The organism is Nostoc sp. UHCC 0252, assembly GCF_034931145.1.
GTDB lineage: Bacteria > Cyanobacteriota > Cyanobacteriia > Cyanobacteriales > Nostocaceae > Nostoc.
Genome location: NZ_JAYGHE010000099.1, coordinates 1 through 23,649 on the forward strand (window position 1 = coordinate 1; position 23,649 = coordinate 23,649).

At 41.2% G+C, this 23,649-nt stretch carries 21 protein-coding genes and 1 pseudogene; 10 read left to right on the top strand and 12 right to left on the bottom strand.

What is annotated here, in order from left to right:
- Positions 1-340 precede the first annotated feature (340 nt).
- A complete protein-coding gene (locus VB732_RS32290; protein ID WP_323234920.1) occupies positions 341-1,561 on the top strand; it encodes a glycosyltransferase family 4 protein in 1,221 nt (406 codons plus the stop codon).
- 172 nt (positions 1,562-1,733) lie between these two features.
- On the opposite strand, the gene VB732_RS32295 is transcribed toward VB732_RS32290, so the two are convergent.
- The 3 genes from VB732_RS32295 to VB732_RS32305 all read right to left on the bottom strand — a co-directional run bounded on the left by VB732_RS32295 (position 1,734) and on the right by VB732_RS32305 (position 4,065).
- Positions 1,734-2,015: a hypothetical protein gene (locus VB732_RS32295; protein ID WP_323234921.1), complete on the bottom strand. Its 282-nt coding sequence runs from the start codon at positions 2,013-2,015 to the stop codon at positions 1,734-1,736.
- On the bottom strand, positions 1,996-2,241 hold the full coding sequence (locus tag VB732_RS32300) for a hypothetical protein (RefSeq protein WP_323234922.1): 246 nt from the start codon (positions 2,239-2,241) through the stop codon (positions 1,996-1,998). The genes VB732_RS32295 and VB732_RS32300 overlap by 20 nt, the downstream gene beginning before the upstream one ends.
- A 354-nt stretch (positions 2,242-2,595) precedes the next feature.
- The gene (locus VB732_RS32305; protein ID WP_323234923.1) at positions 2,596-4,065 is read right to left on the bottom strand and encodes an FAD-binding domain-containing protein; all 1,470 of its coding nucleotides are present in this window, start codon (positions 4,063-4,065) and stop codon (positions 2,596-2,598) included.
- A 289-nt stretch (positions 4,066-4,354) separates the two neighbouring features.
- Here VB732_RS32305 and VB732_RS32310 point away from each other — a divergent pair, with 289 nt between their 5' ends.
- Complete coding sequence (locus tag VB732_RS32310) at positions 4,355-4,909, top strand: acireductone dioxygenase (protein ID WP_323234924.1); 555 nt, start codon at positions 4,355-4,357, stop codon at positions 4,907-4,909.
- A 58-nt stretch (positions 4,910-4,967) separates the two neighbouring features.
- On the opposite strand, the gene VB732_RS32315 is transcribed toward VB732_RS32310, so the two are convergent.
- On the bottom strand, positions 4,968-5,765 hold the full coding sequence (locus VB732_RS32315) for a hypothetical protein (RefSeq protein WP_323234925.1): 798 nt from the start codon (positions 5,763-5,765) through the stop codon (positions 4,968-4,970).
- 31 nt (positions 5,766-5,796) lie between these two features.
- Positions 5,797-7,089 (bottom strand): APC family permease, encoded by a 1,293-nt coding sequence (locus VB732_RS32320; protein WP_323234926.1) that lies wholly within the window; start codon positions 7,087-7,089, stop codon positions 5,797-5,799.
- A gap of 523 nt (positions 7,090-7,612) precedes the next feature.
- On the opposite strand from VB732_RS32320, the gene VB732_RS32325 reads away from it, so the two are divergent.
- The 4 genes from VB732_RS32325 to VB732_RS32340 all read left to right on the top strand — a co-directional run bounded on the left by VB732_RS32325 (position 7,613) and on the right by VB732_RS32340 (position 12,382).
- Positions 7,613-8,059 (top strand): molybdopterin-binding protein, encoded by a 447-nt coding sequence (locus VB732_RS32325; protein WP_323234927.1) that lies wholly within the window; start codon positions 7,613-7,615, stop codon positions 8,057-8,059.
- A 383-nt stretch (positions 8,060-8,442) separates the two neighbouring features.
- Positions 8,443-9,279, top strand: coding sequence for an alpha/beta hydrolase (locus VB732_RS32330; RefSeq protein ID WP_323234939.1), 837 nt, complete (start codon positions 8,443-8,445; stop codon positions 9,277-9,279).
- A 276-nt stretch (positions 9,280-9,555) separates the two neighbouring features.
- Positions 9,556-11,418, top strand: a complete 1,863-nt coding sequence (locus tag VB732_RS32335; RefSeq protein WP_323234928.1) for a serine/threonine-protein kinase — start codon at positions 9,556-9,558, stop codon at positions 11,416-11,418.
- Positions 11,419-11,512: 94 nt separating this feature from the next.
- Positions 11,513-12,382, top strand: a complete 870-nt coding sequence (locus VB732_RS32340; RefSeq protein WP_323234929.1) for an Rpn family recombination-promoting nuclease/putative transposase — start codon at positions 11,513-11,515, stop codon at positions 12,380-12,382.
- A 416-nt stretch (positions 12,383-12,798) separates the two neighbouring features.
- On the opposite strand, the gene VB732_RS32345 is transcribed toward VB732_RS32340, so the two are convergent.
- From VB732_RS32345 to VB732_RS32365, 5 genes are all read right to left on the bottom strand, one after another.
- Entirely contained in the window at positions 12,799-13,587 is a 789-nt protein-coding gene (locus VB732_RS32345; RefSeq protein ID WP_323234930.1) for an ABC transporter permease, read from the bottom strand.
- A 52-nt stretch (positions 13,588-13,639) separates the two neighbouring features.
- Entirely contained in the window at positions 13,640-14,620 is a 981-nt protein-coding gene (locus VB732_RS32350; protein WP_323234931.1) for an ATP-binding cassette domain-containing protein, read from the bottom strand.
- A 295-nt stretch (positions 14,621-14,915) separates the two neighbouring features.
- On the bottom strand, positions 14,916-16,562 hold the full coding sequence (locus tag VB732_RS32355; protein WP_323234932.1) for an AarF/ABC1/UbiB kinase family protein: 1,647 nt from the start codon (positions 16,560-16,562) through the stop codon (positions 14,916-14,918).
- 30 nt (positions 16,563-16,592) lie between these two features.
- The gene (yidD, locus tag VB732_RS32360; protein WP_323234940.1) at positions 16,593-16,817 is read right to left on the bottom strand and encodes a membrane protein insertion efficiency factor YidD; all 225 of its coding nucleotides are present in this window, start codon (positions 16,815-16,817) and stop codon (positions 16,593-16,595) included.
- A 150-nt stretch (positions 16,818-16,967) separates the two neighbouring features.
- Positions 16,968-18,032 (bottom strand): mannose-1-phosphate guanylyltransferase, encoded by a 1,065-nt coding sequence (locus tag VB732_RS32365; protein WP_323234933.1) that lies wholly within the window; start codon positions 18,030-18,032, stop codon positions 16,968-16,970.
- Positions 18,033-18,147: 115 nt separating this feature from the next.
- On the opposite strand from VB732_RS32365, the gene VB732_RS32370 reads away from it, so the two are divergent.
- The 3 genes from VB732_RS32370 to VB732_RS32380 all read left to right on the top strand — a co-directional run bounded on the left by VB732_RS32370 (position 18,148) and on the right by VB732_RS32380 (position 21,248).
- Positions 18,148-19,668 carry an LCP family protein gene (locus tag VB732_RS32370; protein WP_323234934.1) on the top strand — a complete coding sequence of 507 codons (1,521 nt, stop codon included), beginning with the start codon at positions 18,148-18,150 and terminating at the stop codon, positions 19,666-19,668.
- A gap of 85 nt (positions 19,669-19,753) precedes the next feature.
- Entirely contained in the window at positions 19,754-20,260 is a 507-nt protein-coding gene (locus VB732_RS32375) for a pentapeptide repeat-containing protein (protein WP_323234935.1), read from the top strand.
- Between the two features lie 46 nt (positions 20,261-20,306).
- On the top strand, positions 20,307-21,248 hold the full coding sequence (locus VB732_RS32380) for a hypothetical protein (protein ID WP_323234936.1): 942 nt from the start codon (positions 20,307-20,309) through the stop codon (positions 21,246-21,248).
- A gap of 12 nt (positions 21,249-21,260) precedes the next feature.
- Here VB732_RS32380 and VB732_RS32385 read toward each other — a convergent pair whose 3' ends face one another.
- Together VB732_RS32385 and VB732_RS32390 are read right to left on the bottom strand one after the other, a co-directional pair.
- Complete coding sequence (locus VB732_RS32385; RefSeq protein WP_323234937.1) at positions 21,261-21,428, bottom strand: hypothetical protein; 168 nt, start codon at positions 21,426-21,428, stop codon at positions 21,261-21,263.
- A 228-nt stretch (positions 21,429-21,656) separates the two neighbouring features.
- A pseudogene (locus tag VB732_RS32390) lies at positions 21,657-21,815 on the bottom strand (ATP-binding protein); the annotation flags it as partial.
- Positions 21,816-21,937: 122 nt separating this feature from the next.
- Here VB732_RS32390 and murJ point away from each other — a divergent pair.
- Positions 21,938-23,542 carry a murein biosynthesis integral membrane protein MurJ gene (gene murJ / locus VB732_RS32395; RefSeq protein WP_323234938.1) on the top strand — a complete coding sequence of 535 codons (1,605 nt, stop codon included), beginning with the start codon at positions 21,938-21,940 and terminating at the stop codon, positions 23,540-23,542.
- Positions 23,543-23,649: the final 107 nt, after the last annotated feature.

Sequence of the window (23,649 nt, forward strand, 5' to 3'; positions counted from 1 at the left end):
TAGTGACTATCGATTGGATGCAACACCAAAAAGACCTAACCCCCAGCCCCTTCCCTTGTAGGGAAGGGGAGTAAGTATCAAAGCCTCTCTCCTAAAAGCCCGGATTTCTCACCACACCTCGAATGGAGGAGTAATGAGTAGTGAGTAAGGAGTAATGAGTAAAATTCTTAACTTATTACTCATTACTTATTACTTGTACGCAAAGCAGCTTGTGAGAAATACGGGAAAGGAGAGAGGTCGACGTATCGTCTATTCATTTGAAAACTGCTGTAAATCAAATGATGACATACAGCCTTCAATGAGGTCATGGTGTATATATCACATTTGATTCATTACTTATATGAACATTTTAATGCTCTCTTCCACCTTTCCCTATCCACCAACACGCGGGGGAACTCAAGTTAGGACATTTAATTTACTCAAATACCTGAGTCAACGCCATAGTATTACCCTCGTAACTCAACGCGAAGGCGATGTGACAGACGCAGAAGTAGCAGGATTACGCGATTGTGTAGATCATCTAGCTATTTTTGAACGCCCGCCAGATTCGGGAAACACGGGAATATTGAAGAAAATACAGCGATTTGGTAGATTTTTGCAACAGGGGACACCGCCAAGCGTACTTAATCGCTACTCAGTTGAAATGCAAACATGGATTGATAACTGGGTGGAAGCCGGGAAATGCGATGTAATCACTTGCGAACATAGCGTCAATGAAATTTATGTGCAGCCACATTTTCAGAAACAGCTAAAAACCATAGTGAATGTTCACAGTTCTGTTTACGCTACTTGTCGGAACCAACTAGCAACAGGCATTTCAGAAAATTCTCTTAGAGATAAAATTAATCTGCCACTTTTGCGTCGTTATGAGCAAAACTACTGTGCTAAATTTTCGGCGATCGTAGCAACAACAGAAGAAGATAAAATTCAACTACAAGAATTTAATCCCAATAGTGAAATTACAGTTATTCCTAATGGCGTAGATTTAGTTTCTTTCCCCAACCGTAGCAACGATCCCGGCGGACATCGGTTAATTTTCATCGGTGCAATGGATAATTTGGCAAACATTGATTCTGTCTGCTTTTTCAGCAACGAAGTTTTGCCAGAAATCCAAAAACTTTATCCTGATACAACTTTCGATATTGTTGGTTCTCATCCAGTACCAGAAGTTTTAGCACTTGATAGCAAACCAGGAGTTAATGTAATTGGGCGTGTGCCTTCGATGGTTGAATATCTACATAAATCTACCATCTGCGTTGTCCCTATGCGGACTGGGTTTGGTATTAAAAATAAAACTTTAGAAGCAATGGCAGCTGGTGTACCGATAGTGGCTAGCGATCGCGGCTTAGAAGGATTAGCCGTAGATGCTGCTAATCATCCATTACGGGCATTACGAGCAAATAAACCGGCAGAGTACATCACCGCTATTAGTCAGCTATTTGATCGCCCAAATCTGCGTTCAGAATTATCTCATAACGGCAGACAATTAGTAGAAACACAATTTACTTGGGATATTGCTGGTAAAAGCTATGAACAAGTTTGTCTTGGGAGAGAGCAATAGTAATTCGTAATTCGTAATTCGTAATTCGTAATTGATAAATTACTAATTGTTATTTTTTGTCGATGTGGAACAAATGTGTGTATAGAGGTTGCAATACAACCTCTATACATCGGTAGTGCAAATTATCTTATCTAAATCAGATTGGTTGTTAATTAGCTTGTAAAGAAACACATCAATTATTGTCGAACTTAGTTGAAGCACCTAGCACAAGTAGTTTATTATGCTTACGTTTCTTCTTATTTTTGAGAGTAGTCAAATAATTATCAACGTAGCGAAAAGCGGCTGCACCGTCGTAATCTGCAATGGCTATAGCTTGTAAGAAAATCTTTGAAGGAATTTCAAACGCTAAAAATTTTTCTGTTAAAACCAACAAATCTTTATCTGTAGCAGGAAAAGTAATTTCTTCTGTCTCTTCTGGATCGGAGAAGATATCTTCAATTAATGCTCTGTACACTTTGTACCTCCCCAAATGCATAAGATGCAAAGCCTGTGATGAAGTTTAGTTGTTGATCGCGAGTTTGTAAGTTAACAGGGAGTTCAGTGCCAGGACATCCTATTTCCCGTAAAATTTCCAAACAATAAGCACTGAGTTGAGTGTATGGAGCTTGCTCCAATTCTTGAGCTACTTCTAGAGCCATCTCCAGATTGACTTGGATAACCGTCGTTACAGGGTTGGTCATAAACACGCCCTAATAAACTGGATGCTCTAAGTTTTGATCACAAGTACAAATAGCGTAACGGTGTTTTTGCGGAATTTATGAAGAGAGAAAAATAAAATATCAGCGCATTTGCGGTAATGTATGCGAAATTCTGCAAAGAAGGCTGAAAATTTGGCAATTTCGACCCAGGTGCGATCGCTGTACCAAAAGAAGTTGGCGTACTCCTGGGGGAAAGCAAGTATTAGAGACTAGCGATCGCACACCAAAATCAAGTACAAATACTTAAAAAGTCATAAACTATACGCAATGAGATCATTGTACCTGTAAGATTAACAGGCTCACTGCCTGTTAAAAAACATTAAAAAACTCATATTTTTACTCATCACTACTAATACTTTTTTGCTGTTGATAACGCTGTTTAAACTGGTTTTGTTGTATTTTATGATCCACAATTGGGTCGGGATAACCGACAGCATGACGTTCTAAAGGTGGAATTTTACCAGTAACTAAATATTCTGTATCTACAGACCGCAATTCTGATACCCATTGCCGAATATATTCCCCATCTGGATCAAATTTTTGTGTTTGACTAGCTGGATTGAAAATCCGTACAGGTTTAGGATCCATTCCACTAGAAGCACTCCATTGCCAACCGCCATTATTAGCAGATAAATCACCATCAATTAGATGCTGCATAAAGTATTTTTCTCCCAATTGGGGATTAATTAGCAAGTCTTTGGTGAGGAAACTTGCAACAATCATTCGACAACGGTTGTGCATCCAGCCACTTTCATTCATTTGGCGCATGGCTGCATCTACAATGGGGTAGCCAGTTCTTCCTTCACACCAAGCTTGGAAATGTTCTTCGTTTGTTTCCCAAGGAAAGTTCTTAAATGTGCTGCGGAAAGCACCATCAGCTAATTCAGGGAAGTTATACATTGCATGTTGATAAAACTCCCGCCAAGCTAACTCTTGTTGCCACGTGCGAATATTAACTGCTGTTTCTTCACTGCGGCTATTTTCTAGTGCTTCTATAGTGGCTTGCCAAACAGTACGAATGCCAATTACGCCAAATTTCAAAGCTGCACTTAGTTGTGATGTGCCATTAGCTGCGGGGTAATTTCTCTGTTCTTGGTATTCAGTAATAGCTTTATAAGTAAATTCTTCTAATCTTTCTTGTGCCGCCGTCTCTCCCGGTGCAATAATCAATTCTCCATCCCAAATAAACCCTAAATCTTTTGCTGAAGGTAATGCGTTCGTCGAAGACGTTGGCGAAGCCATCGCTCCTGTAAGTTTTGCAATTTCTTGTTCAGTTTCTGTTAACCCTTCAACATTTTGCAGCGTTTCTACTGGCTTCGCTTTCGGTTTGATAATCCAATTTTTCCAGAAGGGGGTGTAAACTGTGTAGGGACTATTACCACCCGTGCGGATCTCATCTGGAGAGTTGAGGATTTGATCCCAATTTTGATTAAGAAACTCAATACCTTTTTCTTTGAGTGCATCCATAACGGTGCGATCGCGTTTTTGCGAATAAGGTTCTACATCCCAATTCCAAAAAACAGCTTTGGCATTTATTGCCTCTGCCAAAGCTGGTATAGCTTGTACAGGATCGGCATGGAGTATTAATAACTGGCTACCAGCTTGGGCATATCGCTCTTGGAGTTTCTGCAAACATCCAATCATATAAGTTATTTTCACAGGAGCAACATCATCCCGTTCCAAAATATTCGGATCGAGGCAAAACACGCCTACCACCTTCGAACTCTGCCGTTTTGCCGCAGCCAGTCCCGTATTGTCAGAAATGCGTAAATCGCGCCGATGCCAAAACAAAATTAAATCAGACATTCTGTACTGCTTATAGTTCACCCGTACTAGCTTAGATGCTAGTGGTACTAATAAGCATCATTCTGGCGATAAATTTATTCTGGGAATTGGGAATTGGGCATGGATCAATAAATCAATAGTTCTTCCCCTGCCCCCTGCTCCCTGCCCCCTGCTCCCTGCTCCCTGCCCCCTGCCCCCTGCTCCCTGCTCCCTCGCTTCTTCCCCATTCCCCGGTTTGTCAGTCGGAATAGTGGCTTTTTGCTTTTAAGATAGAGTATACTCTTCTTAACAGTTAATTAGTCTTTTTGTCATGGCTAACCTACTACTTGACGACGGTACGATTGAGAGCGATTTAGGCGAAATAGCTCGTGAACTTGAGCCTCTTGGTATTCAACTCAGACATTACGATCCAGGAACATCGCTACTCTTCCCCGATTTGTTAGACCAGGACGTTTTAACTGAGGCTGAAAAACGTTACTATGTAGAACTCCATAACAGCGTCTTTGAATTTCTTCAGCACGAAAATGGCGCTATTTGGTGTGATTTGCTAAATGTGCATCCAGGTTCTTTCAATCTTCACCACCTGATCGCAACCTACGGACGTTACCATACTCATCCTGCGGCTGAACCCCTCTACGTGTTGGCAGGAGAAATGATCTATGGCTTCGTGCGACCTGATGGCAGTCAGGTACAACTTTTAATTCAGGCACAAGACTATCTTTACATCCCCGCCGATGTTGAGCATTGGTGCAGTCCAACTGCGTCGTTGAATTTCAAAGGAATACGCTATTTTGCGATCGCAGAAGGTTGGGTTCCAAATTATACGGGTACTAAAGTTAGTGATTCGCTCAACAAGCCACATTAAGGATCAGCTTATACAGGTTGACAAAATGGTTAAATAATGCTATCGAAAGCTGACCGATTTACTCAACTTCTTCGCAAAGAATTAACAGCGTTTCCATCTCTTTTGCTAGAGAAATCAACTCTGTCCAAGAGGAGCCACTAACTAGATTTTGAGCGTGAGCTAATCGATTTCGCAACTGTTCAGCAGACTTGAGGAAGCGTTCGCCAAACCGTTTAGACTTTAATCCTAGTTGCTGGAGAAGTTCTGGCTGATTTAAAATCAACTCTCGCTTATCACAGAATTGCAGATAATCTAATAAATCTGTAGCTTCGTTTCTTTCCTGACTCTCTCGCCATAGCCGTTGAGCAACTTCTAAGCGTTCAGGTTTGATAACTTTTTGCCAAGAATCTTGAGGATAGTAAATTCGCACCAGCCGCAGCAAATTCATTTCTAGGAGTGTTACTAAGCCAAACAACAGCATCCGTGCGGGTGCTTTCTGCAAATCGCCACAGGTAACAATACCACTTACTTGATTGCAATCCAAAACAAACAATCGTGGAGTTTGTTGCAAAATGGGTAGCAACTTCATCAATGGGGTGGAAATGGCTATGAGTTCTTTAGGATGGAAGACTCGTTGATAGTCGCTACATTTACCTTCTTTACCTTGAATCAAACTAGAGCGTTCAACATAACCACTAATAATATCTCCCGTCTCAACCCCGATAACATCAAAATTTTGTGCTTGCATCCAATGCAGCACTTCTGTCACCTCGGCATCGGCTGACATAGCTTTGAGGGGTTCTGCTACGTATTCAATAGTAATATTGTTCTCAAATAAACTCCGCAGGTCTTGAGAACGCGATTTTAGCTGTTTCATCCCCCGGCTGTGAACTTCTCGTTAAATCATCCTATGGGACTTGTGTAATCGCTCGCCGAATTTTGTGCCAGATTAGCCCTGCGACAATCAACCCTAAACCCACTTGCCAAATCGAAGACTCTACCCAAAAAGCGAGAAAAAGGCAAGAGATAAGACCTAACCAACCTACCCATATAGGATAGAGTCGTTCTGATGGGGTAAGACGCAAGGCGGCGAAACTGGTAATTGCGTAATAAATCAAAACACTAAAGGCACTAAACGACCAGGTAGTTTTGACATTACCCAACAGTACCAGCAGAGCGATCGCTATTCCTACAAATATCACAGCCCAGTATGGGGTTGTCTGTTGTTGGTTAAGCCGCGCTAAGAAATTTGGAGCATCTGAACGGCGTCCCATTGCCAGTAACACACGGGATAAGCCCAAAATCAGGTTCAATAGCACGCCTAGCATGGCTGTCACCGCACCAATCCCTAAGACCAAAGCACCACCGGAACCAGCAACGCTGCGAACCGCCACTTCTAAAGGCGCTGCCGTCTGCCCTGTGCTACTTTCTAAGACATCTGCCCCCACAGCCCCAATACCAACTATCGCCACTGCCATGTAAAGCAACATTGTCAGCAGCAGACAAACAATCATCGCTTTCGGAATCGTTTCCCTTGGGGAGCGTGCTTCCTCTCCCATTGTGGCAATGCGCCCATAACCTGTATAGGCGACAAACATCAAGGCACTAGCATGAAGTACTGCTCCTGGGGAGGTTCTGAAAAAAGGTGTCAAATTCTCAATTCCCACCTCAGCAGCACGGGGTAGACAAGCAAGGATAAAGAAGCCTAAAGATAAGAGCGTTACCGATACAATCACCGTATTGGTAACATTAGAGCGACGGATACCACTTAAGACAACCAACGTCATCATCACGACAGCTAAAAGGGCTGTAGGAACTAGCCAACTGGAACTCAAACCTCCAATATTTAGCAAGTAACCAGCAAAACCTAAAGCGGCGGTTGCGGCTGAGGCAGTCTTAGCTACCAAAAACATCCACCCAGCAGTGAAGCCAAAGGCGGGGGTAAGATATTTGTAACCATATTCATAAGTGCCACCACTGACAGCATGACTAGCTGCTAACTGAGCGCTGTTGAGTCCATTACAGGTGGCAACAATTGCCCCAATTGCTACCGCCAAAATTACCGCCGGCCCAGCAATCCCTGCTGCAATCCCGATAGTGACAAATACACCCGTCCCGACAATAGAACCCAGTCCCATCAAGGTTGCACCAACAACCCCTAACTCTCGTTTCAGTTGGGGTGGAGAATTTGTGGCGGACATCTTTGATCTCCCTGTTTAGATTGCAAGATGTAACGTTCATCAGTGAGGATATCACGACAGAAAGGCTCACAGATAATCATAATTTTGATGACAATTGTTTTGTTACCCTTGCAGTACCAAATATATTGGTACAAATTTTATACCGAATTAATGTTAAGTAACAAATTGTTTTGTACCTATCAAAAATAAATATTTATGTAGTTAAATGTATGGGATTAGTTGATGAATTATCTAGAAAAATGTAGAAAATCCTTCAAGAAAAAATATTTTTATCGAACAGAATACATGCGTCAGTCGTCAGAATACAGGAAAGGTATTCTGTATGACTAGCGGATGAATAATTGGGTTGAAGACCCCCACCAAATTGAAAATTCGGTGGTGCAACAATTCCTGCACGGTCTAAATCCTCGACTGATTGATTCTGACTCCTGAATTCTGATTTCTGAATTCTTCTTCAACAAAACAGCATATAGAATCAATACTTGATAGAATCATACCAATAATAACCAAAAATGATAACTTTATGCCAAGAAAAGAACAAGGATGGGTCACATTTCAAACCTCAGAGGACGAGCGAAAAATTCTAGAGGAGTTCTGCGAACAGTCTCAACGCACCAAGACTGAGATTTTGCGGGAACTTGTGCGTAGCCTCAATCAGCACTCGTCAGCAGCAGTATCACTACCAACTCAGCAGGAAAAACAGGAAGATATTTACTACACTCAAAAGCCTGATATAGAAAGTACCACTCCCAAGAAATCACTAAAAGTTAGCTCTCGTAATATTCTTAAAGGTGTCGTTAAACGAGTTATTTATGGAGCAGTTAATAGTGAGGTAACTTTGGAAATCATTCATAAAGTAGAATTAACCTCGATTATCACCAGAGCTTCTGCTGAAGAATTAGAACTATCTGAAGGAAAAGAAGCTTATGCAGTCATTAAGTCTAACGATATTGTCATTGCTAGAGAATAGAAATACTTAATTTTAGCGATCTTCCATCAATCTCTCCAGAAAACGATAATAATCCTTGCTAAAAAAACTTTCAAGCAAAACAGATAGTTATTTGTGTAATATTTGCTTGTTTTGCTTGCACCAACTATACAAGAATTTATACTAGACTTGCAATTAGATTTTGTGTAGCCGTAGCCTCAATACGGTTCGGTTAACATCTTTGTTATAGAAATCGTTGTAAGCGCTTTAGTTTAAGGTTTAATCTCATAGCTGGTTTGTACAACTATCTATGACTGGGACTCTTTGACCGATTTTTGCAAGAGGTCTATTCCTTCCTGCCCTCCAGCTTGTTTCGCAGTACTATATAAACGCGAAACTATCTCTTCATTGGTGGATGTGCAATGATGCCTGTACGTCAAACTTTATCAAAGCCTGATATCCAACTTTCTTACTTAGAGTGGAACCAAGGTCAAGAACCCTTACTGCTGTTACATGGGTTAGGCGACCATGCTCTAGTGTGGTCTAGTTTAGGAGATTATTTAGCAGCAGACTACCACATAATCGCACCAGATATGCGCGGACATGGCGAAAGTAGTAAGCCTGAGAGAGATTATACCTTTGAAAGTGCGATCGCAGACCTCGAAGCACTTATGGATCATCTCGGATGGACATCTGCCCATATTGTCAGTCATTCGTGGACAGGTAAATTAGCCGCTATCTGGGCAAGACAAAACCCAAAGCGTTTGCAGAGTATAATTCTCATCGATCCAATTTTCATCTGGAAAATGCCCAGCCTTCTCAGGCTAACCTTTCCCATGTTGTATCGCTTCTTACCCTTTCTCAAAAGCATGGGCCCCTTTGCCAGTCATGAAGAAGCCGAACAACAAGCACGGGAGTTAAAGCAATATCAAGGGTGGAGTTCCTTACAGCAGCAAGTTTTCCAAGCAGGAATAGAACAAAAACCCGATGGTAGTTGGGGTAGCAAATTTACCATCGCCGCCCGCGACGGGATTTTTGAAGCAGTTATGCAAGTGCCTGGTTTTACAATCCCCCTTCATACCCAAGCCCTCTTTATCCAACCAAAACAAGGACTTAACCGCCAAAATTGGCAAATCCAGCCCTACAAAACCTATCTCAAAAAACTACGCATCTGCCAAGTTCCTGGCAATCATTGGCCATTTTTGACACAACCAGAGGCATTTAACCAAACTGTTGCGGCTTTTTTGGCAGAACACAGATAGAAAATCTCATTATTATTAGACGGGATTATCATCCGGCAACAGAAGAATTAATAGGAGTGATGTTTAGCGATAAGCGGCTACGCTCCTCTTAAATCAGTTATTAGTTATCAGTCATCAGCATTCATTGGTTACTGATAAATAATTAAGATAACGCAAAACTACAGATGCTCAGGGGAAATTTATGAATTTCTCCTACCCGAAAATTAGGGTTTTGGCTAAAGTTTTACGTAAGTCCTGCTAATAACTGATAACTGTTAAAGTACGGATAAGCCACTCATGAGCCTTTGTATCAACCCCGTTTGCCCTACACCAAATCACCCGAATAATGAACAAAACCGCTTTTGTCAAAGTTGTGGTTCCCATTTAGAATTGCTAGGGCGTTACCGGGTGACATGCCTGTTGAGCGACAAAACAGGGTTTAGTAAAGTTTATGAAGCTTATGAACAAGATACCCCTAAAATCCTCAAAATCCTTAAAGAGGATTTGTCAGGGAATGCCAAAGCAATAGAACTATTTCAGCAAGAAGTAACTGTACTGGGACAATTCAAACATCCCGGCATTCCCAACGAAGATAGTTACTTTCAGTATCAAACCCGAAATGGTTTAGTCTTGCATTGCATTGCAATGGAAAAAATCGCCGGGTACAACTTAGAACAGTGGCTACAGCAGCAGAATCGCCCCATTTCCGAAGAGCAAGCTGTAGCTTGGTTAAAACAACTAGTAGAAATTTTGGATTTAGTGCATGGTAAACAATACCTGCATCGAGATATTAAGCCATCTAATATCATGATTAGATCCCCCATTGAGAAGAATTGGGGGGATTTAGTACTAATTGATTTTGGCACCGCCACAGAAATCGACAGAACCGACCCAGACCAACTTAGCAACGGCGACGGGATGACAGCACTTATGTCATCTGGCTACAGCGCTCCAGAACAAATGAATGGTCAAGCAGTACCGCAATCAGATTTTTTTGCCTTGGGACGCACCTTTGTCTTTTTGCTAACGGGACACCATCCCTTAGATATGTATGATGTTCAGCAAAATGTATTGCACTGGCAAAATCATGCCATCGATATCTCACCTTTACTATTAAATTTAATTGATTGGCTAACAGCACCAGATATAAAAAATCGTCCTGCTAATGCCCAAGAAATTTTACAGTGCCTAGAACGAATTGAAGAAAGCAAAAAGTTCTGCTCGGATGAGGATTCAACCCCATCTAAAGGGGAGCCACTTGTAGAAGTGGAGAATTCAGAGCCAAGCTCTCTGTCGTTGGAGCCGGAACCAGAAAATAGTATTCCTTCCGCCCCTGTTGTCGAAACCCAGCTAACAGAAACTACTCCTGAAAATATTAATTTAGCAATCGATTTGAACACCGAGCAGTTGTCCGCGCCAATTCCTCAAACTTTGTCATCACCACAGAAAGAGCCAGAAGAAGTACCACTACTGAAATTTTTTGCAGGGATGCTAGTAATATTAGGATTACTTAGTATAATTGCTTTGGCAATGCGAAACTCACAATTTATTGTAAGGTCAAATTATGGTCATCCTCCCGAAAAAAAAGGAAATATTGATTATTTTCCTTATCAAGAAGGCAGAGATAGTCAGGGGAAAATAGCCGAATTTAATATCGCTGTTTTATCACTACAGTATAAATGGCTTTTAGGTAGCAATTTTCAGATTCAATATAATAATGAAATTATTAGTCTAGACCTTTTAAAGTTGAACTTAGAACAAGAAGAAATACAGAATATAATGCAATATCCCAGTGAAATTATATCTGTAGGGACAGCTTCTTGCAAAGGTAATTTAGCAGTTCAACAGCGAATGGCTCTAGAACGTTCTAAACAAATTCAATTTTTAGCAAAAAAAATATTTATTAATACACCAAGTGTTAAACGTTATCGGATATTAAATTTGGGACAATTTCAACGGAGTGATTGTCAGGCAAATCAGGATTTAACTAAATATCAGAGAAGTATTATAATTATTGGTGTAAAAAATAAATCCGCAGGTGTAATTATCGATGAAGCACTACGGGATAGGTTAGAGAAAAAGCCTTTTGCTGATTTTAAGTTAGAAGATTATTCTTTGGGAACAGCAGAAAAATTTAAGACAATACCAAGTAATTTATAAAACCTTTAGTAAAGTAAATCAGTGGATAGACTTAACCCATCGTAGATATCGCCACTTTAGCCATAAACTAAAACTATGGTCATCTATATTCCCTATGGCTAAAGCAGCAGATATTAGCACTAAACGATTAATTAGCCTTGCACCCGAAAATTGGGTAAAATGGGTAACGAAAATTCCTGATATTGTATCTGGAGAAATTCTCAACTCTGAATTTCAGTGGATTAGCCGTGAAAGTGATGTATTAGTCCGCGCCAGCAGTTCCCAATATGGCGAATTTATCGTACTCAACGAGTTACAATTACGCTACAAACCTGAAATGCCCAAACGGATGCGGGCTTATGCAGCACTAGCTGAAGAAAAGTACAATTTGCCTACTTATCCAGTACTACTTAACATCCTCAAAGCAAGTGATGTTGAAATTCCCACCAGCTATGAATCGGAATTTGCAGGTTTACAGGCGCGTCAAGACTATCGTGTTATCAACCTTTGGGAAGTTGATGTGGAAATCGCTTTTACTCAACCTGTTCCCTCGTTGCTTCCCTTTGTCCCAATTCTCAAAGGAGGTGCAGAAGAATCCACTATGCAACGAGCATTGCAAATTCTTCGCGCCGATGAGCAATTAAGCCAGTTAGAAACCGTCATGGCTTTTTTTGCTACCTTCGTATTAGACAGCGCTTTAGTTCAGCAAATCATGAGGTGGGATATGGCAGTGTTACACGAATCTCCCTGGTATAAGCAAATTTTTAGAGAAGGCGAACAGCGTGGAGAAGAACGAGGACGGCAAGAAGGACGGCAAGAAGAGATATTGTCAGGTCTTGAACTGGCTTTAGAGATAAAATTTGGCGACGAGGGATTGCAACTGATGTCAGAAATCTCTCAAATTGCTGATTTAGAAAAATTAAAGGCAATTCAGCAGGGGATTAAGAATGTCAATACTCTAGATGAATTACGGCAAATCATTTGAAGCCATAGAAATTCCTTGAGTTTGGCAAATCGTGAGGTGGGATATATCAGTATTCGAAAAATCTTTTTTATCAGGAAATTGTTCAACAGGCACGGGAAAAAGTGATTCGAGAGGAGAGGCTATTGAGTATTGAACTGGTTTTGGAGATAAAATTTGGCATTGAAGGATTGCAACTGATGCCATAAATCTCTCAAATTTCAGATTTAGATAGATTAAAAGTAATTCGACAGGCAATTAAAAGCGTAAATACTCTAGGTGAATTACGGCAATTAATTTGAAGTAATAAAACTTCTTTGAGTTTGGCAAATTGGAGATGGGATATGTCACATATCGAGATATCTTTTTTCTATCAATAAAGTTTTAAGTTACCTCAACTTAGCCAAATTCTGGGATAGCAAAAATATCCTATAAGTTTCTCATGCTCCCATCCCAGAATACCTCTTCAAACCTGCACGCCATAGCAAGCGATTCGCACCTAAAAACACTAATAACCAGCCGAACATTGACCAAAATCCCCGTCCTATATCCACGGGTAGACCTACCAAAATGCTCACAGGAAAATCAATCAAATATGGAAAAGGCGTAAACATAACTATTTGCCGCACATGTTCTGGAAAAACCTCTAAAGGTGCTATATAACCAGATAAAAATGTAAAAAATAACAACCAAAAATTTTCTAAAGCACTAGCCCGTTCTGTCCAAAAAGCGAACATGGCAAAGGTGTACTGAATTGTAAACCGCAAAGTAAAAGCTAGCAGCACCGCCAATGTAAATAGCAAAAATCTACTTAAACTTGGTATCCAAAAAGCTTGGGGATAAAGAATAAAAAATAATCCCACTAATAAAAAAGTAAACGTTATCCTAGCAAATCTTTCAGAAATATGTCCTGCAACATGATGCCATACTGGGTCTAGTGGTTGTAACAACTTGGGCGAAAGCTTGCCTTCCACAACCTCTTTTTCAAACTCCCAAATAACCCAAACAACTGTTAATTGTCTGACGACAAAAACTGTGATGAAGTAACGGCTAAAATCCACAGGTGATAGCCCAAATTGCCCACCTTGTGCTGCCTGTATCCAAACACCCATGAGGATAATCGGCAAAGACCCAGCCAAAACCCATAAGATTAGTTCTGCTCGATACTCAACCATATAGGCGTAGTATACTGACAGCAAGGTTAGAGCTTTTCTAATAAATTTTTTCATCTATGGTAGATTCTCCTTTGGGCAACTCTATTTCTGGCAGCGATCGCTACAGCTACACAACACCTGCCTGAAAAACTCGTCCAATCACTTCTTCTACAGGCGGTTCAGTGACAGTTAAATCAATTACCTCCAAATCCGTCAAAATCTTTGATACTGTGCGGGTGAGTGCCTCTCTAGATACCATAAAATGTACCGATCGCCCTTCTAAGAGTTGCACATCTCCATAAGTCATAAGTTTTTCTATCGGTAGAGGTTGTCCTAACTCGATATGAACTTCTCGGTATGGGGCAAAACGTTCTAGTAGTCCATCTAAACTACCGTCATACATCAGGCTTCCTTGGTGAATCAACAGCACTCGTTGACACAAAGCTGTAATATCAGCCATGTAATGACTCGTCAACAGCACTGTAGCCTGATAACGCTGATTGTAGTCGCGCAAAAAATCGCGTACCGCCACCTGAGCATTTACATCTAGTCCCAGAGTCGGTTCATCTAAAAACAATACATGGGGACGATGCAAAAGTGCTGCTAGCAATTCTGCCTTCATCCGCTCACCCAAAGAGAGCTTACGTACTGGTTGGGTAAGTTTGCCTTCTAAGGAAAGCATCTCTGTTAATTCTCCTACCCGTCGTTGGAACTCTTTATCAGAGATGTTGTATACAGCAGCATTAATTTTCAAGGAATCTAGCGCGGGTAAGTCCCAAATTAGCTGCTGCTTTTGCCCCATTACCAAAGTAATTTTTTGCAAAAATGCTTCTTTACGCTGAAACGGAATTTGTCCAGCTACTGTGACTTTACCGCTAGAGGGATGAATCAGCCCCGTGAGCATTTTTAGTGTGGTGGTTTTACCGGCACCATTTGGCCCCAAAAACCCCACTACTTCACCGGGGGCGATTTCAAAGGAAACATCCTGCACTGCTTTAATTGAGCGGTAGGTGCGGCGGAAAAGGTGGGTAATTGTTCCTTTGATGCCCGGACTTTTAACTGCGACTGGATAAGATTTACTCAGATTTTCAGCAACTATGATTGACATATTTTGTATATTAGAAACACAGATGCAGACAGGTAAACACACATAAATCATCGGTGTTTAACTAAACAGAATTCAGAAGCGGAGCCGCAGATGCTCCGCCTGCGGTCAGAATGGGCTAAACGCCTCGCTACCGCTAACAGAATTGAATTTTGACCGAAAAAGTGGCTAGGGGTCTGGAGTTTTTTTATTTTGACTTGTGGATTCTTTTACTGTGGTTCCAAATACGGAAGCAGGGATTTTCGCCAGTGAAATATTATGATTTTCCGTTGTGGGCATGACGCACAACAGATAGATTTTACCGTAAACGTCCCGATCGCAATGTACTGATAATTAACCACAAACCCAATAAGCTAGCAACCGCAAAAAGGGCGGTGCTTAAAAAAGATAGCTGACTTGTCTGCGCTCTAGTGGAAATAATTGCTGCACCCATAATCAGCGAACCTACTAGTATACTAAAAGATAGTCGGTTAGCCGCATCGTCCATAGTGCGCCGCACGCCATCTAAACCCCGCAGCGATAGATTCCACTGTAAGGTTTCTGAGGTAACTCGGTCTAATAACAGTTCTATTTGGCGAGGAGATTGGAGAGAGAGACTTTTAATATCTAAGGCTGTTCGTAATAGCGATCGCACTGGATTATCGCCCAGTAATTGCCGACGAAACAAGTCTGTAATTAATGGTTTAACTTCATCGAAAAAATTAAGCTCTGGGTTGAATGTCCGCGCTACACCCTCTAGATTCGCTAGGGTTTTGGCATACAACCCCATATTGCTAGGTAATCTAATTTTATTGTTACGCGCAACTTGTAAAACTTCATAAATTATCTGACTGAAGTTGATTTGCGTCAGGCTGACATTGTGATACTTTCGCAACATGCGATCGTAATCATTTTCTAACCGCGACAAAATAACTGGTTGAGCAGAATCTGAGAGCTGCAAAGTTAATTGAGCGCACCTTTGAGCATCTAAATCAACGATCGCTAACAACATCTCTGTTAATATCTGCTGTGTGCGGGGATCAAGTCTTCCTACCATGCCACAGTCTAAAAGGGCAACCCGCCCATCTTTGAGATAAAACAAGTTTCCTGGATGGGGATCGGCGTGAAAAAAGCCATCAATATATAGTTGCTGAAAAAATACCCGAAATAACAAAGTAGTTATTTCTTTACGCTTTTCGGCAGAGTCTTTAACGTTGGGGTCATTATCCAAATCCGCCGCCAGGAACGGTACTCCATCCAGCCATTCCATCACCAGTAATTTCTCTGTGGTCAATTCCCAATTAATTTCGGCAACTACTATTTGTGTGGGATCGTACCAGCGACTTTTAGATAAGTTGCGCCGCAGTTGGTCTGTAAAACCCGCTTCTCGTGTAAAATCTAACTCGGCTTCTAGAGCTTTGGTAAATTCTTCAGCGATGGATTTGATTTCGTAGGTTTGCCCAAAATCAGTTCGCGCCACTAAATCAGCAATACCTTGAATTAAAGCAATATCTTGAGCAATAGTTAGATCAATTCCCGGACGTTGCACTTTCAAAGCGACTTCTCGACCATCTGCTAATGTGGCACGATGTGTCTGAGCAATTGATCCCGCCGCTACGGGGATCGGGTTAACTGTCTTGAAAGTTTCTGTTAGTGGACGTTTTAATTCTTTGCGGAGGATTATTTCTATCTCTGACCAAGGAACTGGTGGTACTTCGTCTTGTAAGGTTGATAGTTCCTCAATGTAGGCAGCGTTCAGTAAATCTGGACGTGTAGACATTAGCTGGCCAAGCTTGACGTAAACTGGCCCCAAGTCTACCAAGATATTTTTTAAAACCGCAGGTGTCGGTAACTGGGGTTCATCAGCTTTGCCACCAGTGAGTAACCTTCGCATATAGTCCCAGCCATTGCGAAGGAATACTTCAAGAATTTCTCGTTGACGGGGAACAGTTTGAGTGAGGAACATTTTTGTAAAGAACTGCAAAAACGCAGGAAATTAAAGAGGTAAGCAACAGGGGATAACAATACAACGGAAATTGGCTCTAGCTTTGCTACTGGTTAAAGTTTTGCTAGCTGCGGCACAGTCTTGAAATCTTTTGATGGATGATTGTACGGCTTGGTTGAGTTTCTGTTCACCCAGAAGAGTTTTGACGTAATTAAAGCAGGAATCCCCACCGTGTAATAAGCGATGGGAACAACTAAATCCTTTGGACGGAGAAATATATTTTTAATTGACCGTAATCGAATCGATTGCCATTGTCTTGGCGAGAGGCTTAAAGCTAATAATGTCCATAACTGTCAGATAAAATAACAGACAGTCAAGTTATAATAGGAAAATAGACTTTTTCGCCTCTGCCAAGGGTTTTAACTTTTATAGCAGGTCAGTAAATCGGGAATCGCTTTGAAGAATTTTGAGGATCTGCTTAATTTCCTGGGTACGTTCTTTGTTGACAACGAGGGTGACATTGCGATCGCGCACAATCACCACGTCCTCTAAACCAATTGTAACAACTACATCCTCTGGATTTGAGGCATAAATAATTGCCCCCTGCGTATCTAAACCTACGTGGGTAGCGAGTTCTACATTGGGATTCTCTTCTGTTTTGAGTAACCGCTCGATCGCATTCCAATCTCCTAAATCATCCCAACCAAAATCAACTGGCAAAACGTATGCTAGAGTTGTCTTTTCCATTAGCGCATAGTCTATACTCTTCTTAGGCAACTGGGGATAGATATCAGGGCCATGTTGTTCTAAAGGTTCGATAATTTCTGGTGCATGGGTATGTAGTTCCTTGAGAACAACCCCTGCCCGAAAAACGAACATTCCACTATTCCAGCTAAAACGTCCCGTGGATAAAAAAGTCTCTGCCGTTTCACGGTTGGGCTTTTCAGTAAAGCGGTTCACGTGGTAAGCTGGCAACTCATTAAAGCTACCTATCTTTTCACCTTGTTCGATGTAGCCGTAACCGGTTGATGGAAAAGTAGGCTTGATCCCCAGTGTAACGATCGCTGCTGTGCTTGCTGCCAGTTGCGTAGCCGCGCTTAATGTGTGGGCAAACGCCTCTTGATCAGCAATCCAGTGGTCAGCAGGGAAAAAGCCAATAACAGCGTCTTCTCCATAGCGCTGTTTGATTTCTAAACTTGTCCAAGCAACGGCTGCGGCGGTGTCTCTGCCTTCTGACTCAATTAGTAAGTTTTTAACTGGTAGATCAGGTAATTGTTGTCTTACCCCTTCAGCTATCTGACTAGAAGTAATTACCCACAAGGAATCCCACCCGCCACCGAGTTTTATCAATCGATCGGCGGTTGCTTGTAATAAACTTCTAGAACTACCATCAAGACTTAAAAATTGCTTGGGTCGGTCTTTGCGGCTCAGGGGCCAAAAACGTTCACCTTTACCACCAGCAAGGATTACGGGGAACAATAAAGTATTCATGTTGTCATACACGCCTACCGAAGAACATTATAAGTTTACAGTGAGCCTTTCCACTGGCAATATCTGTAGCTTGGATTAACATACTTTTAGGGAGTGGTTGAGTGGGGAGATAATTGTGATAAAACAAGTCGAATGGTCGGAAAATCCGGTTACATCTCAGCAAGTAATAGAATTTGAAACTGAGGTGCGATCGCAGCAAATTCAACGCACGGAAAATCAAGTAACGCCAGCACCAGTAGCCGACTTAGAGGAGGAGGATGTCGAACTAAACCCGCCAGCCAATCCGAATCGTAGCGTCGTCGAATCAGTGGGCGCGATTCCCAATCAGCTTTACGAGAGACTGGGCTTAACCATGCCTCGCTGGTTGTTGTGGATTATGACGATTGTCATCGGCATCATCCTATCTGGGCTGCTAGTCTCAAGTTTAGCGCTGTGGACTCCTTTGTGGAGTAACCTCGATCGAACAGATGAAGATTTGGGAACTAACGCTAAAGACGAGATAAAAATCCCACTACCAGGGGAATTGTGGGGTAAACTCTCTCAGTACCAGCTTTCCCGCCCCATGAATATCTTAATTATGGGAATTGAACCAGTTAAGGGGAGTGTTGATGGTTCACCAGAAAGCTTTGCAGGGAAAAGCGACTCCATGCTACTGGTACGACTTAACCCTAGTGAAAAATCTGTAAGAGTGCTTTCCATTCCCAGAGATACAATGATCGCCATCCCCGAAAAGGGAGAAAAGGGATTAACTAAGGTATCTGATGCCAATGCCAAAGGCGGCCCAGTCTTAGCAGCACGGGTAGTTAGCCGTACCTTAAATAACGCCCCGATCGATCGTTACATCCGTATTTCTACTAGTGGTTTACGGCAATTAGTCGATCAGTTAGGCGGAGTAGAAGTCTTTGTTCCCCAATCAATGGAATATAAAGACTCCAGCAGTCGGCTATCGATTAATCTAGTCAGTGGTTGGCAAACCCTTAACGGCGAACAAGCAGAACAGTTTGCCCGATTCCGCGAACCAGGTTTGGGAGATTTGCCGAGAGTGCAGCGTCAGCAAGCACTAACAGCAGCCCTGCTGCAACGCTTAAATAGTCCTACCATCTTGCCCAGGTTGCCTCAATTAACTCGCTTGATGCGAAAATATTTTGATACCAACCTGAAGATGGAAGAAATGATGGCGTTGGTCAATTTCGGACTCAACCTAGATCGAGATAATTTCCAAATGACGGTGTTGCCTGGGACTTTTAGCCGCTTTAGCAAAGACCCTGATAGCTATTGGCTAAATATGACTGGACAACAGAGCCTGTTGAATGATTATGTTGGGGTAAATGTACCTGGTCTTAAACCAGATATGCGTCAGGTTCCTAACCTCAAAATTGCTATTCAAAATGCCTCTAATCAACCTCAGCTAACTGAAAAAGTTATTGCTTATCTTAAACAGAAAGGCTTTACTAATATTTACAAAGTGACTGATTGGCCAGATACTCAACGTCAAACTCAAATTATTGTCCAAAAAGGCAATCGGCGAGTTGGTGTTGATTTGCAAAAAGTCTTAGGCTTGGGTCAAATTGAGGTGTCAGCGATTGGTGATTTAGAATCTGACCTGACAATTCGGATTGGGAAAGATTGGAAATAGTTAAGAGTCATTAGTCATTAGTCATTAGTCATTAACCAAATGACAAAGGACTAATGACAAAGGACTACTGACAAATAATAAAGTTATGAAAAAGATTTTACTGCGTTTTTTGGGTTTGATTGTAATTTTGATACTAGCGTTTTGCTGGATAATACTTAATCCCAAACCGGCTTTTGCTCAACTAAACACAATTAACTACAACAATATAAATTTAGAAAATCGTGATTTCTCTAATACTGATTTAGCAGGTGTGACTTTTGTTGCAGCAGAAATGCGGGGGACAAATTTCCAAGGAGCGAATTTAACCAACGCAATTCTGACTAAGGGAGTTTTGTTAAAAGCAAATTTGGAAGGCGCGAACTTAAGCGGCGCTTTAGTCGATCGCGTCACTATGGATGGTGCTAATCTGAAAAATGCCATTTTTACAGAAGCAACTTTGACCCGCAGCCGTTTTTTTGATGCCGAAATTACAGGCGCTGATTTTACCGATGCTTTAATTGACCGTTATCAAGTGTCGCTAATGTGTGAAAGGGCTGATGGGGTAAATCCGGTTACGGGTGTGTCAACGCGAGATAGTTTGGGTTGTAGGTAAAGAATCTCCGCGTTGAGCATAAAACCAGAGACATTTTGGCGAAAAAATGGAACATACAAATTCTTTATTAAAATATGTATTATTCGCTATTGATTTAATTTTAATTTGGGATTTGGTCAGAGATAAAAAGATACAAATTTATGAGCAAACACAGAATAAGCTTAAGTTTATTATTCAACCGAAGTTACTTAGATTTATTGGGTTCTTTATCGGACAAATAGGGATAATTTCTTTATATGCTCTTTTTATGTTTATACCTGTTACACAACTTGATTGTAACCGTATTTTACCAAATATAGATACTTCAAATATTGAGCAAAAGTCATCAAAAATTATATGTCAACTGATAGAATTTGATTTTTTTGGTCATCAAAAAAGCCAAAAACAAATTTCTGGATTAACTGGAAGTCGTTTAGAAAAACAAACTAAAACTGATACAGAGGGAAAAATATTATATACATATCGAGTTCAGTTATTAACTAATGCAGAAAGTATTCCATTTACACGAACTACTTACAGTGATTATTTTTCCGAAGAAGCGGAGTTTATCATATTAAAAATTGAGAATTTCTTAGTACAACCTTTAGAAAAAAGTTTAGTAGTTAAGCAAGATGATACTTTAGTTGGCTACGCTGTAATTGGCATAACCATATTTTGCCTATTATTAGGTTTATTAATTATAGCGTCAGGTTCATTTATCGACTTTAATTTTGATAAAGAGTCAAATAGCTTAAGCATCAACCGCTATAAATGGTTTGGAATCTTGGGAAAATCAGTTTTTTTGTACTCGTTGAATGAAATTGTTGATATTAAAGTTGAAAGTTTTAGTTCTGGCGAAGATAGCACAGATAATCGAGTTACCTTAATTTTAGAATCTGGTGAAAGCGTATTTTTGATTGGTTCCTATGATTCTGGGGGCTATAGTTCTGGGTTTCAAGAAAAACAAGAAATAGTTAAAATAATCAAAAATTTCCTCGCCTCAAATTAGTACCTGCTTATACTAATTCTGCCACTTTCTCAATATCAACTCTGCGATCGCATCCCAAACAACAATCCTAAACTCTAAAGAAAATAAATTATTATATTGATTCAGTGTATCTGTAGGTTGGGTTGAGGAACGAAACCCAACATTTGATTCATGTTCATGTTGGGTTTCACTGCCGTTCAACCCAACCTACTAGCTATAAAATTATCAACGATTTTTGATACAAAATTTTCCATAGGGACATTATACCCCCGATATTTGTATGAAAAACGCCATATTCAATTAATGATTGCAACACATCTTTGGGCAAAGACGCGATGAATCGCGTCTCTACAAATGGTCTATTTGTCGCATTCTGTTTTTACAATTGGCATAATTCTCGAAAATTTGCCTCTAATTCCCAGTAGGAATTTAAATCAAAAATTCTGTTCCTTCTCCTGGTTTAGAAGAACATTTGATTTGTCCATGATGTTTCTCAACTACTATTTGATGGCTGATAGATAATCCTAACCCTGTACCTTTACCTGGCCCTTTAGTAGTGAAAAAGGGATCAAATATATGCGATCGCAGGCATCGCACTTAAAATGACTATAAACTAGTGACTGATTTGCCAAAATTTACCTGACAGACTGCGGAATATCAGGTTAAATGTTTTAAAATATGCACTCTGCAAGAGTTGTCGGGTATTATTCGTGACACAACAAGACCAAAAACCCTCTCGTTCTTTCGCTGGAATTGCTGGCATTGTTGCCGCAGCCACATTAATTAGTAAAGTCTTCGGTTTAGTGCGGCAGCAAGCGATCGCTGCGGCCTTTGGTGTTGGTGCTGCTGCTACCGCCTATAGTTATGCCTATATTATCCCTGGCTTTTTATTGATCTTACTTGGTGGCGTAAATGGGCCATTACACAGTGCAGTTGTGAGCGTTTTAGCCAAGCGGCGGCGAGAAGAAGCGGCTCCTTTAGTGGAAACCGTAACAACGCTGGTGGCTGGAGTACTGTTACTGGTGACAGTGGCTCAAGTTTTATTTGCGGATGCGATCGTTGATATAGTCGGTCATGGTTTGGAAGCGACAACCAGAGCGATCGCCATTCAACAACTCCGCATTATGGCACCGATGGCTTTATTTGCCGGTTTAATTGGCATCGGCTTCGGTACTCTCAACGCAGCTAATCAATATTGGTTACTTTCCATTAGTCCCTTATTATCCAGTATTACCGTTGTTGGCGGTCTTGCTATCTTAGCGATGCAACTGGGCAAGGATATTATTAAGCCGGAGTACGCTTTAATTGGTGGAATGGTCTTAGCTTGGGGAACTTTGGCAGGAGCAATTCTCCAGTGGTTAGTGCAGCTAATTGTCCAGTGGCGGTTAGGATTAGGCACATTACGCCTGCGGTTTGATTTTAAATCTCCAGGCGTTCAAGAAGTCATTAAAATCATGACTCCGGCGACAATTTCCTCTGGAATGATGCCAATTAATGTTGCCACTGACCTTTATTTTGCTAGTCCTATCCCTGGTGCGGCGGCAGGATTTAACTATGCAAATCTATTAGTCCAAACTCCATTAGGGATTATTTCTAATATCATTTTACTGCCCCTGTTACCGATATTTGCCAAACTTGCCGGCCCCGAAAATTGGCCAGATTTAAAATTACGCATTCGCCAAGGACTGCTACTCACTGCCTTCACCATGCTACCGCTAGGGGCGCTGATGGTGGCATTATCTGTACCTATTGTTCAGGTAGTATATGAACGCGGTGCTTTCAAACCAGAAGCCACAAAGTTAGTTTCATCCTTACTTGTAGCTTATGGAATTGGGATGTTTGTCTATTTGGGACGTGATGTTTTGGTGCGGGTGTTCTACGCTTTAGGCGATGGACAGACACCTTTTCGCATCAGTATTTTTAACATCTTCCTCAATATCTTATTAGATTGGTTTTTCGTTAAACCCTTTGGCGCTCCCGGTTTGGTGTTAGCAACAGTGGGTGTAAATTGTAGCTCAATGTTGATGCTGTTGTGGTTGCTCGATCGCAAACTCAATGGTTTACCTTGGCGTGAGTGGGGTTTGCCGATTTTGGGTTTGGCTGCTGGTAGCGTGGTAGCTGGGGTAGCAAGCTATGGGACTTTAGTTGGTTCTCAGCAATTGCTGGGTAAAACGGGTTTACTGATTTTGGTGTTGCAATTATGTATATCTGGCTTCGTGGGAATTGCGGTGTTTGCTGCGATCGCTTCCTGGATGAGAATACCAGAGGTGAATATTTTTATATCTCGTCTGCGTCAACGCTTTCTAAAGAAATAACTGTCATTTGAATTTTTCAGTTGATATAACCAAGTGGGTGAGAAAGAATTCAGCCACTTGGGTGAACCAGGTGTGCGAGGTTACATTTTGTAAAAAAAGAGATTCTA